The 15,438-nt window shown below is 49.7% G+C and carries 13 protein-coding genes and 1 tRNA gene; 7 read left to right on the forward strand and 7 right to left on the reverse strand.

The window, feature by feature from the left end; genetic code table 11:
* Positions 1 to 393: 393 nt before the first annotated feature.
* Complete coding sequence (locus tag BS639_RS01725; RefSeq protein WP_084982079.1) at positions 394 to 2,082, forward strand: thiamine pyrophosphate-binding protein; 1,689 nt, start codon at positions 394 to 396, stop codon at positions 2,080 to 2,082.
* A 123-nt stretch (positions 2,083 to 2,205) separates the two neighbouring features.
* Here the strand turns inward: BS639_RS01725 and BS639_RS01730 are convergent, their stop codons facing one another.
* Positions 2,206 to 3,432 carry an MFS transporter gene (locus tag BS639_RS01730; protein WP_084982080.1) on the reverse strand — a complete coding sequence of 409 codons (1,227 nt, stop codon included), beginning with the start codon at positions 3,430 to 3,432 and terminating at the stop codon, positions 2,206 to 2,208.
* A gap of 434 nt (positions 3,433 to 3,866) precedes the next feature.
* On the opposite strand from BS639_RS01730, the gene leuC reads away from it, so the two are divergent.
* The 5 genes from leuC to BS639_RS01755 all read left to right on the forward strand — a co-directional run bounded on the left by leuC (position 3,867) and on the right by BS639_RS01755 (position 8,752).
* Positions 3,867 to 5,288, forward strand: coding sequence for a 3-isopropylmalate dehydratase large subunit (leuC, locus tag BS639_RS01735; protein ID WP_084982081.1), 1,422 nt, complete (start codon positions 3,867 to 3,869; stop codon positions 5,286 to 5,288).
* Between the two features lie 2 nt (positions 5,289 to 5,290).
* Positions 5,291 to 5,899 (forward strand): 3-isopropylmalate dehydratase small subunit, encoded by a 609-nt coding sequence (gene leuD, locus BS639_RS01740; RefSeq protein ID WP_084982082.1) that lies wholly within the window; start codon positions 5,291 to 5,293, stop codon positions 5,897 to 5,899.
* Positions 5,900 to 5,928: 29 nt separating this feature from the next.
* A complete protein-coding gene (locus BS639_RS01745; protein ID WP_084982083.1) occupies positions 5,929 to 6,795 on the forward strand; it encodes a fumarylacetoacetate hydrolase family protein in 867 nt (288 codons plus the stop codon).
* A gap of 40 nt (positions 6,796 to 6,835) precedes the next feature.
* A complete protein-coding gene (locus BS639_RS01750) occupies positions 6,836 to 7,753 on the forward strand; it encodes an alpha/beta fold hydrolase (protein ID WP_084982084.1) in 918 nt (305 codons plus the stop codon).
* A 66-nt stretch (positions 7,754 to 7,819) separates the two neighbouring features.
* A complete protein-coding gene (locus BS639_RS01755; protein ID WP_139804026.1) occupies positions 7,820 to 8,752 on the forward strand; it encodes a LysR substrate-binding domain-containing protein in 933 nt (310 codons plus the stop codon).
* Between the two features lie 165 nt (positions 8,753 to 8,917).
* Here the strand turns inward: BS639_RS01755 and BS639_RS01760 are convergent.
* The 3 genes from BS639_RS01760 to BS639_RS01770 all read right to left on the reverse strand — a co-directional run bounded on the left by BS639_RS01760 (position 8,918) and on the right by BS639_RS01770 (position 10,946).
* Positions 8,918 to 8,993: transfer RNA gene (locus BS639_RS01760), tRNA-Asn, on the reverse strand.
* 138 nt (positions 8,994 to 9,131) lie between these two features.
* On the reverse strand, positions 9,132 to 9,692 hold the full coding sequence (locus tag BS639_RS01765) for a DsbA family protein (RefSeq protein ID WP_084982085.1): 561 nt from the start codon (positions 9,690 to 9,692) through the stop codon (positions 9,132 to 9,134).
* 120 nt (positions 9,693 to 9,812) lie between these two features.
* Positions 9,813 to 10,946, reverse strand: coding sequence for an amidohydrolase (locus BS639_RS01770; RefSeq protein WP_084982086.1), 1,134 nt, complete (start codon positions 10,944 to 10,946; stop codon positions 9,813 to 9,815).
* A gap of 254 nt (positions 10,947 to 11,200) precedes the next feature.
* On the opposite strand from BS639_RS01770, the gene BS639_RS01775 reads away from it, so the two are divergent.
* Positions 11,201 to 12,358: an amidohydrolase gene (locus BS639_RS01775; protein ID WP_084982087.1), complete on the forward strand. Its 1,158-nt coding sequence runs from the start codon at positions 11,201 to 11,203 to the stop codon at positions 12,356 to 12,358.
* A 287-nt stretch (positions 12,359 to 12,645) separates the two neighbouring features.
* Here the strand turns inward: BS639_RS01775 and BS639_RS01780 are convergent, their stop codons facing one another.
* Genes BS639_RS01780 through galB form a run of 3 tightly spaced genes read right to left on the reverse strand, consistent with a single transcriptional unit; the run spans position 12,646 to position 15,272 of the window.
* A complete protein-coding gene (locus tag BS639_RS01780; RefSeq protein ID WP_084982088.1) occupies positions 12,646 to 13,767 on the reverse strand; it encodes a 4-oxalomesaconate tautomerase in 1,122 nt (373 codons plus the stop codon).
* Between the two features lie 15 nt (positions 13,768 to 13,782).
* The gene (locus tag BS639_RS01785) at positions 13,783 to 14,517 is read right to left on the reverse strand and encodes a 4-carboxy-4-hydroxy-2-oxoadipate aldolase/oxaloacetate decarboxylase (protein ID WP_084982089.1); all 735 of its coding nucleotides are present in this window, start codon (positions 14,515 to 14,517) and stop codon (positions 13,783 to 13,785) included.
* Positions 14,514 to 15,272: a 4-oxalmesaconate hydratase gene (galB, locus tag BS639_RS01790; protein ID WP_055783637.1), complete on the reverse strand. Its 759-nt coding sequence runs from the start codon at positions 15,270 to 15,272 to the stop codon at positions 14,514 to 14,516. Before galB ends, BS639_RS01785 begins: the two co-directional genes overlap by 4 nt.
* Positions 15,273 to 15,438: the final 166 nt, after the last annotated feature.

Consider the following 15,438-nt stretch of genomic DNA (forward strand, 5'->3'; position numbering starts at 1 on the left):
TTTACGTAAAACGAATCGTGTTACGTGAGTAATTTCTGCGAGCGTTGGCCGCAGTAGCATTCAGGGCGCGTCAAGTCAGGTTGCTGAAAGAAATATCACGGGGGGCTCGTTCACCATCGCCACAGCCAATAGCAAAGAAATAATAAATTCTGACGGCAATCACCGCAAAAATAGGTTAAAAATATACAGCGGCTTTTAATTAAATATCTGTCAGATAAATCTGTTAATAGCACGCTAACGACTTATTTTTTTAAAATAAAAACAACAACCTGAATGTGAATACCCTGAGGTTTAAGTGTAGTCGATGTCGGCGTATTTTCCATTTTCCGCGTCTAAAGCAGGCACCATCGGCTGCAAAATGAGTGCAGAACACTTGATTGGAGTCTACTTACCGTGATAGTGAATAAATCATCAAACGTGAGTCATCGACGGGGTGCAGACGTTCTTTTAGAAACGCTGCACAGCGAGGGCGTAGAGTACATTTTCGGCAATCCCGGCACGACGGAGCTGCCGTTGATGGATGCGCTTTTACGCAATCCAGCGCTGAAATATATTCTGGCACTGCAAGAGGCAAGCGCCGTTGCCATGGCGGATGGCTACGCGCAAGCCTCGGGAAAACCGGGCTTTTTGAATCTGCATACCGCAGGTGGCCTGGGGCACGGTATGGGTAATTTGCTTAATGCCAAAGTGTCGCAAACGCCGCTGGTGGTCACGGCGGGGCAGCAGGACACGCGGCATTCAATCAGTGATCCGCTGCTGTATGATGATCTGATAAGCATTGCTTCACCGGCGGTAAAATGGGCGCAGGATGTTTCAAACGCCTCGCAGCTGCCAGTGCTGTTACGCCGCGCTTTTCACGATGCCAACGCGGCACCGAGTGGCCCGGTATTTCTCTCGTTGCCGATGGATATTATGGATCAACTGACCGACGTCAGCATCGGCGAAGGTTCTGACATTGACAGGCGAGCGATCGGCGGTTCTTTACCGCGGCTGGCTCAGGTTTTAGCACAGTGTACGCCCGGCAAGTTGGCGATTATCGCCGGAGATGAAATTCACACCAGCCACGCGACGGCTGAAACTATCGAAGTTGCCGAACTGCTGGGTGCCCACGTCTATGGGTCATCCTGGCCCTCACGCATTCCCTATCCCACATCACATGCGCTTTGGCGCGGCAATATGCCGACCACGGCGGCCGGAATAGCCGAGATCCTCAAGAACTACGAGGCAATTTTCGCGCTGGGTGGCAAGTCATTGATCACGATTTTGTATAGCGAAGGCCCAGCAGTTCCGGAGGGTTGCAGCGTTTACCAGCTTTCTGCCGATGTGAACGATTTAGGGCGATCGTATGCCACCAAGCTTTCCATCGTTGGCGATATCAAGGCCTCGCTGACTGCCTTTTTGCCAGCGTTGAAAGAAGCGACTGATGCCCATCGTCAACGGTATCGCGCCTTAATCAGCCAGGCAGCGGATGAGCGAAAATATGCTCGCGAACAGTTGGAAATCAGCGTGGCTGAAAAATTCTCTTTACCGACCATCGCGCCAATTGTTGCCGCGCATGAGGTGGTGAGGGCGATTGGGCCCGATGTGGCGATTGTTGATGAAGCGCTGTGTGTTTCACCGCTGGTACGTAAGTTTTTAACCAGCCACAATTCAGGGCAGTATGCCTTTATGCGCGGTGGAGCATTGGGTTGGGGCATGCCCGCTGCTATTGGTTATTCTTTAGGGCTTGGCAAGCAGCCGGTTGTTTGCCTGGTAGGAGACGGCGCGGCTCTGTACTCTCCGCAGGCAATGTGGACGGCGGCGCACGAGAATTTGCCGATTACCTACGTGGTCATGAATAATCAGGAATACAATATTCTGAAAAATTTTATGCGCAACCAGGCGCACTACTCTTCGGCGCAGACCAATACTTTTATCGCGATGGATATCGTTAACCCGTGCATTGATTATTTGGCTTTGGCCCAGTCTATGGGATTGCCGGCCCAGCAGATCCGTCACGCTGGTGATATTGCGCCGGCTATTGAGGCGGCAATTGCCAGCGGACGGCCAAATTTGATTGAAGTGATCGTTAGCGCCAATTAAATCCGACCGGTTGAAAGTAAAAAGCCCGCGCAAGTTTCCTTGCGCGGCTAAAAAGACGTCACTCGAAAAGGGACGCTCTGCGCTGCCTAAGCTGTTTATAACGACGAGGGAGAATACAAGCCATCATGACATATCCATGATGCCCACTTCGGTCTCTTTCCTCTCGGTAATATGTAGGTAGCGACTTAATAACAGACCTATAACCAGCAGGCCCATAATAGAAATCGCCACAGCGTTCCAGCCGATTGAAGCAAAAACATAGCCATTCAGATAACCTATAATTGCCCCACCCGCGTAGTAACACAGGAGATAAAATGCGGTGGCTTGCCCTTTAGCATGCGGAGCATGAGAGCTGACCCAGGTCAATAATGTGGAATGTGATGAGAAAAAGGCCACAGAGAAGCAGATAATACCTAAAATAAATATTGGCAGGGTGGGGGAAATAAACGTCATCAACGCGCCGCATAACATCATTATCAACAACAGGCTTAATGTATTCATTGAACCATAACGCATGGCCATTTTCGCTGAGAAGGGGGCCGCAAAAAAAGTGAGTGAAAAACTGATCGGAATAAGAGCGATCAGTGAATAAGGCAAGTGGTAAGGTTTGCCATGAAGATGGAAGGCCAGAAAGTTGAATGCAGAGGTGAAAGACCCAAAAATAATAAATCCAATAATAAAGCAGGCAGATATTTTAATATTAGTAAAATGTTCCCGTCCACCCTTTAACATCTGTGTCAGGTTAAGAGAAGGCGATGCGGTAAAATTTTTGGATGCGGGGAGAAAGATAAATACTAACAACGCCATCAGAAGCAAAACAGCGCTGAAGAAGCAGAAAATACTTCCTACAGAAATATGCTCCATCATCAGCGTTGCCAATACACGCCCAGACATACTTCCCAGTGAATTTCCAAAGATGAAGTAACCGGTGACGACCCCCGCTAATGCAGGTGAAACCTCTTCTGTAATGTAAACTGTAACGGCAGCGGTAATGCCACTGACGGCAATGCCCAACAAAGCACGATAAAATACCAATACGTGCCATGATGACGTCGTCGCGCAAAGTAACGTCAGAATACCCCCAGCGAGCAGTGAAAAAACAATGATCTTTTTCCGTCCAAAACGGTCTGATAAACTGCCGCTAAACAGCATGGCGAAAGCCAGGAAACCCACTTCTGCCGATAAGATTAAACCTACTTGGTTTAAAGGAATATTATACACTTCACTCAATTTTGGTAATAAAGCCTGAATGGAATAGAGTGAAGCAAGTTCTGCCAAGCCGGATAAGGGTAAAATCAGCAGTAATGGGATATAGCGCCAAAGGCTATTATTAGCTAAGTACTTGTTCATTTACTTCTCCCGTGGGTTTCAGGATTAATGATAAAGGTAATCACTGAGGTTTAACCTGACATCTTCAAAGCCTATTAAAAAACCATTTTTTTATTATTGATATTCATCACATATTTTTTTACGTCTGTATTTAATGCGTGTTTAAATGAATTACGATCCGTGCAGTTAATTTCAATCACAACAGGGGTTGCATGAATTATTATAATTAAGGCAAGAGAGGTTAGTCACATTTATCTTAATAAAAGCGGAGGTAAATAAAGTTAAAAATAAAAGCCTTATTATCTATGGAGATGCAGTATGCACGATTCGTGTTTGTTATAACCACGTATGTGCACCACGGTTTATATTTCATTTTCTTAAAGCATGAGTATTATTAAAAATAAAGCACTCTGCCAAGGTGCTTTCCCTTTAAACCGGCACCAAGGTGAATTTCAATGTCTGCTAAAACGCTTTACGATAAAATTGTCGATTCCCACATTGTTCGTCGGTTGGATGATGAAGGGAGTGTCCTCCTTTATATCGACCGTTCGATCCTCAATGAATATACCAGTCCGCAGGCTTTTAGCGGACTCCGTGAAGCCAACAGAAAGGTATGGAAACCTTCGGCTACGCTTTTGAACGTTGATCACGTCAATCCCACACGGCCTGAAAGAACGCCTGAAATGACCGATCCCGGCGGGGAGCTTCAGGTGAGATATTTTGAAGAAAACAGTCGTGATTTTGAGATGGAACTCTTCGACGTTATGGATAAACGCCAGGGAATTGAACATGTTGTTGCTCATGAACAGGGACTGGTTATGCCGGGCATGGTGATCGCCGCAGGAGATAGTCATACGACAACCTACGGCGCTTTTGGCGCTCTGGGATTCGGCATTGGGACGTCTGAAATTGAGCACATGCTGGCCACACAGACCTTGGTATATAAAAAGCTTAAAGCGATGCGCGTGTTGGTTCAGGGAAAACTGCCTGCCGCGACCGTAGCAAAAGATATCATCATGTTGTTGATTGAGCAGATTGGAGCCGATGGTGCCACAGGTTACGCGATTGAATTTTCTGGCCAGACTATCGCCGATCTTAGCGTTGAAGGACGCATGACGATATGCAACATGGCGGTGGAGGCCGGTGCCAGAGGGGCGTTTATGGCGCCAGACGAGAAAGTATTTAGCTATATTCAGGATGCGCCGCGTGTGCCAAAAGGCGCGCTATGGGAACAGGCAGTGGATCACTGGCGGCAGCTACGCAGTGACGACGACGCGATATTTGATAAAGAAATTACGCTGAACTGTGCCGATATGGCGCCGAAGGTGACGTGGGGAATTAGTCCAGACCAGGCGGGAAGTATTACAGACCGTGTGCCCAATCCGGCAGATGAAAAGAACCTGTCTAAAAAGCGTGATATGGAAATGGCGCTACGCTACATGGACCTAAAACCTGGGACGCCATTTACTCAAATTCCTATCACTCATGCTTTTATCGGCTCCTGCACCAATGGCCGCATTGAAGATCTTCGTGAAGTTGCGAATGTGCTAAAGAATAAGAAAATTTCTGAACACGTGCAGGGAATTATTGTACCTGGTTCAACTCAGGTGCGGGAAAGAGCCGAGCAGGAAGGATTAGCGAAAATCTTTATTGAGGCAGGATTTGAATGGCGGCAGTCTGGTTGTTCAATGTGTCTGGCTATGAATGAGGATGTATTAAGCCTGGGCGATCGTTGTGCATCCAGTACCAACCGCAACTTTGCCGGGCGTCAGGGCGCAGGCGCGAGAACACACTTGATGAGCCCCGCAATGGTGGCCGCAGCGGCTATCACTGGCCACCTTGCCGACGTTCGCCTGCTGATTAAAGAGGGGTGTTAATTATGGAACCGTTTAAAATCGTCAATGGGCTGGTTGCCCCCATGATGTCCGCGAATATCGATACCGATGTCATCATGCCCAAACAATTTCTGAAAGGTATCGACAGGCAGGGTCTAGACAGAGGTGTGTTCTTTGACCTGCGTTTCAAAGCCGACGGCGAACCTGATAATAATTTTGTATTGAATAAAATGGGGTGGAAAAATGCCTCATTTCTACTGGTTGGGCCTAATTTTGGCTGCGGCTCCAGTCGTGAACATGCGGTGTGGGGGCTTAAGCAGTTGGGAGTCCGTGCATTAATCGGCAGTAGCTTTGCCGGTATTTTCAACGATAACTGCCAAAGAAACGGTGTGCTCACTATCGAACTTGATGTGTCTTCCATCAGTCAGCTTGAAGCGATTGCCGTCGACCCACAAAAGAACAGTTTGACGATAGATCTAGAACAACAGCGTATTATTAGCGCAGCAAGTGAAATTCAGTTCAATATAGATGAATTAAAGAGAAAAATGCTATTAGAGGGGCTGGATTTCATTGATTACACGTTGCAGTATCAAAATGATATTCGTAGTTTTGAACACCAGCATCTGTCTGACAATCCTTGGCTAGTCTGCTGACTGTTCATTGCCATGATTAAGGTCAAGAAATGAAACTAATTAATTTCCTCCATCAGAATAGTGAAAAGTATGGGATTTTAAAACCTACGGGCGTTATTGATCTCAAAAAATTAATGGGTGATGAATACCCAAGTTTACTGTCATTGTTGCAAGGAAATGCGCTTTCAATTGCTCGGGACTATCAAAATAATGCTACTGATATTTCTTTGGATCAGATTATTTATCTTCCGGTCATTAATAACCCGAAAAAAATTATCTGTGCGGGAATGAATTATGCGGATAAGCGCATTGAGTTTAATGAGTCAAATCCTGCACCGACGCTCTTTGTAAGATTTGCTGATAGCCAGACTGGGCATAATAATCCTGTCTTAAAGCCTGAGAATACTGCTGAGTTTGATTATGAAGGTGAACTCGCGGTTATTATGGGTAGACCCTGTTTTCACGTCAGTGCCGCCGATGCGCTAAATTATGTCGCAGGTTATAGCTGTTATATGGATGGCTCGGTACGCGACTGGCAACATTCGTGGTATACCGCAGGCAAAAACTGGCCTTCGACAGGTGCTTTTGGCCCCAATCTGACAACGTGTGATGAAATCCCAGATCCTCAGGTTCTCAATTTGCGTACTTTACTTAATGGGCGCGTTGTGCAGAGTGATAATACGGCAAACATGATCCATCGGGTTGCGGATTTGATTGCTTACATCAGTACCTTCACCCCACTTTCTGCCGGAGACGTAATTCTTACCGGTTCCCCCGGCGGTGTGGGTAAAAAACACGTACCGCCATTATTTCTCCAGCCGGGTGACGTCATTGAGGTTGAAATTGAGTGCATTGGTAGGTTAACGAATACGGTCAGTGAAGTCAGACTGATAGATGAAGTTAAAACAGTCGCCTGATGAGTTATCATCGAAGAGAGAACAGGGTATTAATATTCCTATGAACAAATCAGAAAATATCGTTATCGTCGATAACTCTCCATTTATTGCAGATTTTGTTCTGCAAGACGTAACATTACCTAATGGTATCGTGCTACGCGTTGCAGTTGGCGGAAAAGGGGCGCCGTTGATTTTACTGCATGGGCATCCTCAAAATCATGTGACCTGGAGAAAAATAGCCCCGACGCTGGCAAAAGATTTCACCGTAATACTTCCCGATCTGCGGGGCTATGGCGACAGTGATAAACCGGCGGGAGATGAGATTCATCGTAATTACTCGAAGAAAGTAATGGCCCAAGATATTGCTTTGTTAATGGATATATTAGGTTTTGATACGTTTTCATTTGTCGGGCACGATCGCGGCGGGCGCGTGGGTCACCGTTTGGCTCTGGACTATCCTGAACGGGTCAATCGTTGCGTGTTTATTGATATTGCGCCGACGGCTACAATGTATGCCATGACAGAAAAGACCTTTGCGACCCAATATTTTTGGTGGTTTTTTCTGATACAGCCTGCGCCACTGCCTGAAACGATGATCGGATATGACCCGAAACTCTTCCTTTATAAGCATCTTGATGGCCAACTTAAAACACCGGATGCCACTGAACCCCATATCAGGGCAGAGTATTTACGATGCTATAGCAACCCGGCCATGTTACATGCGGTATGTGAAGATTACCGTGCAGCCGCAACCATCGATCTGGAAGATGACGCAAGTGACAGTGAACTGAGGATTTCCTGTCCGTTGCAAGTGTTATGGGGGCAAAAAGGGACAGTAGGGCAGCTGTATGACGTAATAAGTACCTGGCAAGACAAAGCTGACAACGTCCAGGGAATGGCTTTACCCTGTGGGCATTCGCCGCACGAAGAGATACCTGATAAAATGTTAGACGCACTCCTGCCGTTTTTGAATGCCTGACGCTCGTTGATCCTGGTTTTCCGTTGAAATCAATCGAGCATGGTTTGATATAAGATGAGTAATACTATGAGCGCGCAAGAAAATAAAATAACCCACTGGCCGTTAATTGAAGATCTGCATGTTTTTTTAACTATCGCTAGAAATAAGAGTTTTTCTCGCGCGGCATCTGAACTCGGACTTTCGCCTTCTTATATCAGTAAAAGAATCAATATACTGGAGAAACATTTAGATACACGACTGTTTTTCAGAAATAATAGAACGATGCGTTTAACGCCAGATGGTGAAAAAGCACTATCCGGTGCGATGAGTGTCATCAGCAGCATGGATAAGTTTGTCTCTGATTTAGCAGAGTGGCGTGATTCTATTATCGGATCAATAAACATAAGCTGCTCTTTCGGTTTCGGATTGTCTCACATTTCTGACGCAGTTTCTGAATTGTCAAAAATATATCCAGCATTAAATATTAAACTGACACTGTCAGATCGTGAGGTTGATTTGGTAGAAGAGGATGTTGATATAGAAATTCGTATCGGGGAGGATATAAAGGATCTCTATATAGCTAAGTTGTTATTTGAAAACAAACGGATAGTCTGTGCGTCACCTGCGTATATTGCTACCTACGGTATGCCGGAAACGATAAGTGATTTACATAAACATCGCTGTCTTTTTATTCAGGAGCGCAACGCGTCGTTTGGGCTTTGGTCATTAACCAACGGCAGCGATATTATGCAGGTCCACGTGAAAAACAAGCTGTCCTCAAATAGCGGGGGCGTGGTGCTTAACTGGGCATTGAAAGGGCACGGGATTGCACTGCGTTCTCTCTGGGATGTGCAAAAGCATCTTGCATCCGGTGAGCTAATCCATGTTCTACCGCAGTGGTATCAAAATGCGAATATTTCAGCTGTCTATTCGACGCGTCCATCCGGGTCGGCCAGATTAAAGGTATGCATTGATTTTTTAGTGCAATATTTTAGAGAAAATCCGCCGTTACACCTTTAGCACTCGTTGACGATAAGTGGTTGCGCTATCGCCAGGAAAGAAGACGGCACACACCCTAATCGACCTCAATGACCCCCAATCAGACCCACCCTTCTTCTCGATAGGCATGGGGAGCTGAAAAGCAAAAAGCCCGCGCAAGTTTCCTTGTGCGGGCTTTTCTAAATTTGGCTCCTCTGACTGGACTCGAACCAGTGACATACGGATTAACAGTCCGCCGTTCTACCGACTGAACTACAGAGGAATCGTGTGAACGGGGCGAATATTAACGGGGGGAGCCGTGCTTGTCAAAGCTCTTTCTTCATAAGGTCGTCTAAGTGTTGAAGAAATCGGCAAAACCGGCGTTTATCGCCCATAACTGGATAAAACGACAACAGAGGCGTTAACTCTGAATACGTTTGGCCCAGGAGGAAATCTCGTCGCCGCTGCCGATATCAGCCTGAACGAGTCCGTTAACCATAAAAGTAGGTGAGACGTGAATCCCGTTTTGGCGTGAGTATTTGCTGTGCCACTTAATGACGTTTTGTAAGTCCGGCCGGGCAAAGGCTTCACGTGCGTTGATGCCGCTGTATTGCTCAAGGCGGTTGATAATGTCGTTAGGCGTGGCGTCCAGATTCGGGCCTGTGCAGTGATCGGTAAATTCGAACTCTTCACGATGGTCACCGACGGCTTTAAGCACTGCTTTAGCCGCTTCTTTTCCCTCGGGCAGGGTTGAGGCAGCAAGGATGTAGCGCACGATTAAGCCGGAATACATATGCCACGGCTGAGACTGAAGGTGGATTTTCAGCGTCATATTATCTTCGCCTACCTCGGCCAGCAGTGCGTCAAATTTATTAAAGGCACGGACAGAGTAAGGGCAGGTGGGTTCCAGGAAAACGTCGAATACGTTTTTTCCGTGACCCCAGAGCAGCGGGGCAGCGTTTAATGGTTTGTTCGTCGTCATGATCTATCCCCTTAAATGATAATTATTAACTAAACCATAGTGGCAAATCCTGCCTCTCAGCTCCAGTCAAGGCGGGCTATTTGCCCGCTGTTTTCCGTTAGCAAAAGTAACCGACGACTGTTACTCCGCCACTGTGTGCAGCGCGCGTTGGGCAAGCGCGGTAAAATAGTTTACCGCGGGCTCGATTACTGCTTCATTGGGGTCAAACTCTGGATGATGCAGGCCAAAGGCGCTGGCGCTGCCGATACTGACAAAAGCGCCGGGGACGTGGTGCAGATAAAAAGCAAAGTCTTCACCGCCCATCTGCGGCGTGGCCACCTCAACGTTATAGCCGCTCTCTTTGGCAATCGACAGGGCAAAGTCTGCCCACTGCGGCGTGTTAATCAGTGCCGGAGGACCCGGCTGCCAGTCAAGCGTTGCTCGTGCACCAAAACCACCGGCGATACCCTCCACCAGTGAGCGAATACGCTGAGGGATCGCTTCGCGAATAGTGTCATTATGCGTGCGCACCGTCCCCTCCAGTTCAACCGTTTGCGGCAGCACATTCCAGGTATTGCCAGCGGTGAAGCGCGTTACGCTGACGACCACCGATTCCTGCGCACTATAAATACGGCTGGCCAAAGTTTGCAGCGTGGTCACAATCTGACTGCCAATGACCACGGAATCGATCCCTTCATGAGGACGTGCGGCATGCGCGCCTTTACCGTTGATAGTGATTGAAAATCTATCAACGTTGGCATAAAACGCACCGCCGCGTGTTTTCAAAGTGCCGAGCGGTAAGTCCGGCGCATTGTGCATGCCGAAAATAGCCTGCACACCCTCAAGCGCACCGGCGTCGATAAGCTGCTGAGCGCCGTTAAACGTTTCTTCCGCCGGTTGAAACAGTATACGCACACGGCCTTTTAGCTGTTTTTCCTGCGCTTTCAGGCGATAGGCGACTCCGAGCATGACAGAAGTATGAATGTCGTGGCCGCAGGCGTGCATTACGCCGGCATTTTTTGAGGCGAAAGGCCGATGCGTGGCTTCTTCAATTGGCAATGCATCGATGTCGGCACGCAGGGCGATCAGCGGCTCACCCTGACCTATCTCAACCACCACGCCCGTTTTAAGCCTGAGCGGCAGAACGCGAATATCGGCTTCTTTTAGCCATGCAGTGATGCGCTCAGTGGTCGCAAATTCATGATTGGAGAGTTCAGGATGCTGATGCAGCTCGCGCCGCCAGGAAACCAGCTGTTCGATTAATGAGTCCGTCATAAAATCCTCAGGGTTTGAACGAGATAAAAAGACTGAGCGGAATTTCAGGGGGATGGCGCAGATTCACCGCCTCAGCGGACAGGTCTCCATCATCCAAAGTTGTGACAAGCGCGTGAACCAAGGATTTGCGATAAGCTTTTCCATAAAAGTGCTATGCCTATTGCCAGAATTATCATTCCCTTGCGCAGAATTGTTCTTTTACTCACACCGGTTGTGCTTGCACTATGAGGCAGACATAAAGGAGGGAGAAACGCATGAGCGAAAATTTTGCTGCACAGCTGATTAACTGGCGCAGGACCTTACACACGTGGCCTGAGCTATCAAATCAGGAGCAGGCGACCACCTCACGCATTCGCGACTGGCTGAAGTCGGCCGATATCCGCATTCTTAATTATCCAATTCAAACCGGCGTGATTGCTGAAATAGGGCAGGGCGAATCACTGATTGCGCTGCGGGCCGATATTGACGCGTTGCCCATTCATGAGCAGACACAGTTAGCCTATGCCTCGCAGAATGACGGCGTAATGCACGCCTGCGGCCATGATATTCACACCTCGGTTATTCTCGGTGCGGCTTTGTTGTTAAAAGCGCGCGAAGCCTCTTTGCCGGGCAGAGTTCGTTTGTTGTTTCAACCGGGTGAAGAGAACTGCACCGGTGCCAAACAGTTTATCAAGGCCGGTGCGTTGCAGGACGTGCAGGCAATTTTTGGTATGCACAATGAACCCGGTCTTCCGGTGGGCACTTTTGCCACGCGCGGTGGCGCGTTTTATGCCAACGCTGACCGTTTTATCATTAAAATTCGTGGCAAAGGCGCGCACGCGGCGCATCCTGAGCAGGGTAATGACACTATTGTGCTCGCCAGTCAGGTCATTCAGGCATTGCAGGCTTTGACCAGTCGCAGCTTTAATACGCTCGACAGCTTAGTGCTTAGCGTCACGCGTATTGATGCCGGTAAAACGTGGAACGTGTTGCCTGAAGAGGTGATGTTTGGCGGCACGCTGCGCACGCACGACGTTAACGTGCGTGCGCAGGTGCAGCAACGCGTTATTCACTTGGTTAAAAGTCTGGTCGAGGCCAGCGGCGCAAAGGCAGACGTAAACTGGACTGCCGGACCTCCAGTGCTGGTCAACGACGAAAATTGGGCGACGTTCAGCGCCGGCGTTGCTAAAGAACAGGGTTACAAAGTTCGCACGGCCGATTTACATCTCGGCGGAGAAGATTTTGCCATCTATCTGCAAAACGTGCCGGGTGCCTTTGTCAGTATCGGCAGTGCCAGCGAGTTTGGGCTACATCATGAAGGATTTAATCCCGATGAGGCGCTCATCGCCCCTGCGGCGAACTATTTCGCCAAGCTTGCCGAAAGTGCTTTAGCGCTGTTGCAAGAAAAAGTGCCAGAGGGGCAGACGGCTTAATTCGGCCTTAACCTGTAGCCGGTTAATAAGCCTATTTTTCCAAGGCTAAATCCTCACCTTCGCTTAATAAATCATTTATGGTGTTGCCCGTGGTCTGGGCAATCTCTGTCTGTGCCTGATGACTACCGCGACTAAGCCGGGCGCTAATTTTTCCGCTGTAGGATTTGTCGGGTAGGGTCAAGCAAGGGAAATAAGGGGGGGATGAATACGCCAAACATTCGCTGCATATTTTAATGCAGCGAATGTAGGGTAAAACGATGGGGGAGGCGGTATTCAGCGATTAGGCTTTAGCGTTTCTCTTTCTCGACAACAGCATGAGGTCCGTCCCAAAGACTGCCAGGGATCGCGACGTAGCCGGAAAACAGCAGGCGTGCAGTGCGCAGTAGCCCGCATCCGATCACACTTTCTTCGCCAACGGCGGCGGGGTTTATCTGAAGTTCGACGCTGAATTCACCGCTCGGATGCTCAACGCTGATGCGCGGATGTAATCCTTGTGGCACCGTGGCCAGCCCCTGCGTTACCGATTCTGGCAGCAGGCAGGCGGTGGCAACGCTCACCGCGCCCAAAACGCCGATTGAGGCATGGCAGCGGTGAGGGATAAAAGTCCGGCTGGTCAGCGCACCACCGTTACGCGGCTCGGCAATAAGCGTCATTTTCGGCACAGTTCGCTGCGCGACATCCCCAAGGTTCATTTTAGGGCCCGCCTGCAGGCGAATCGATTCCAGTCTGGCTTTAAGCTCTGCATCGTTATCAAGCTGCTGGCGGGTTTCATAGCCCGTTCGGCCGAGGCTGGCAGCGCGCAACAGCACCACCGGCATACCGTTGTCGATGCAGGTCACCTCAATGCCGTCAAATCTGTCGATGACGTTGCCGGTTGGCAACAGCGATCCGCAGTTTGACCCAGCAATATCGGCGAATTCAATCAGGATTTCAGCGGCTGTTCTCGGAACGCCGTCGATACGCAGACTGCCCTCATATTCCACATATCCCTGCGGCGTGGGCACGTGAGCGATAGCTATTTGGCCGGTATTTTCCATAAAAATTCTCACCGGTGTGAGCTTATCCAGCGGCTCAATCAGACCTTGCTCAATGGCATAAGGGCCGACGGCGGCCAGAATATTGCCGCAGTTTTGCCCGAAGTCGACCACGGCCTTGTCCACGTTGACTTGGGCAAAGAGGTAGTCAATGTCGGCGTCATCACGCTGTGAGCGACGAATAATGGCCACTTTGCTGGTTAAAGGATCCGCGCCGCCTACGCCGTCAATTTGTCGTGGGTCCGGAGATCCCATCACCGCCAGCAGCACGCTGTCGCGCAGTGTGGGGTCTGTCGGTAAATCATCGGCCAAGAAGAACGCGCCTTTCGAGGTACCGCCGCGCATTAACATGCAGGGAATTCGGGTTTGCAACATCGAACCTCCTCAGGCTTACAGTGATTTGTTGAGCGCGTCAGCGTCGTCAAAGTAGGTCAAGCCCTTTTGTTCAAGGGTCGGACGCATATTATAAATATCCAGCCCCAGCTCGCCCTCGGCCATTCGCGCACGTTTACTCTCTTCCAGCGCTTCGCGTTGGCGGCTGGCCTCTGCCACTTTGGGCACCTCTTCACGGCGGACAACCACAATGCCGTCATCGTCGGCCACAATGGCATCACCGGGATAAATAATCTGACCCGCACAGAGGATAGGAATGTTCACCGAGCCCAGCGTCTCTTTTACCGTGCCTTGGGCATAAACGGCACGGGACCAAACCGCAAAACCCATCTCGCGCAGGGTGCGGGTGTCGCGCACGCCCACGTCTGCCACCAGGCCTATCACGCCGCGCGCCTTGAGTGAGGTGGCCAGCAGGTCACCAAAGTAACCATCCGTGCACGGCGAGGTGGGGGCAACCACCAGAATATCACCGGGTTGACACTGCTCGACCGCGACGTGAAACATCCAGTTATCGCCTGGCGCGACCAATACGGTGACGGCACTGCCAGAAATCGCCACATTTTGTAAAATGGGGCGCAGAGCCGAATCAAGTAGTCCCTTACGGCCCTGAGCTTCGTGCACGGTCGCCACGCCAAAGTTGGCCAGCGCTGCCACATGAAACGGTTCGGCGCGTGGAATATTGCGCACCACGACCCCTTTTTTGCCGAGAATCCCCCCTTCATTGCTGTTCATGCCAGCTCTCCTGTTACGCGTGGGAAGATGCTCTGATAGCCTTCGCCGTATTCAATATTTTTGCCGCTGGTGATGCCGACGTTGCGTTTCGCCTGCACACCGCGCTGCTGCGCGACGCGCGTATAATACTCCCACAGGTGTTCCTGACCGGCCATGCACTGAATGGCCTGATACTTCTTGTCCCAGACGTCGGTGATGTCTAGCAGCACGTCAGGTTTCCAGTCGCACTGCTCTGGCTGGTGTGGCTCAAAGCAGTAAACCGGTGGCGCAGCCACGATAGGTTCGCCCGGTTTATAGCCTTCAGCCTGAGCAATGATGCGCGCCTCCTGCGCCAGATGCGTTGCCATCGGGTGGTCATAGTTGTAGGGATCTTTCAATGAATGAGTCAGCACAAAATGCGGCTGCACACGGCGGTAGACGTCTGCCAAACGAAATAGGTCGTCCTTCGTGGCGCGCAGCGGATAGTCACCCATATCAAAAAACTCGATGCTGGCACCGAGGATTTCAGCTGCCGCCATGGCTTCTTCACGTCGCGAAGCTTTGACTTTTTCTTCACTCATTTCGCCTTTACGCCACAGTTTTGCAGACTCACCGCGCTCGCCAAACGACAGGCAAACGATGTGCACGTTGTAGCCCAGCTGGGTGTGCTGGGCGATAGCGCCGCCCGCACGCCATACAAAATCGGCCGAGTGGGCGCTGACAACCAAGGCACTTTTGGCGCTGCCGTTGGCCTGATCCTGAGTGACGTTAGTCATGTGTATAATCCTTATTTTTCACTGTTTGAGGGTACCGAACGCATCGCGTGGTCTGGTTTCTATGCTGTCAGTCGCCGCGTGTTTGAGGTAATTCATTTGATTGCAGCAGGTATGCGTTTTATTTATATTGCTGGTTGAGTTCACGCAAAAAACCTTGGCAGGAGAA

Source organism: Rouxiella silvae (assembly GCF_002093625.1).
Classification (GTDB): Bacteria; Pseudomonadota; Gammaproteobacteria; order Enterobacterales; family Enterobacteriaceae; genus Rouxiella; species Rouxiella silvae.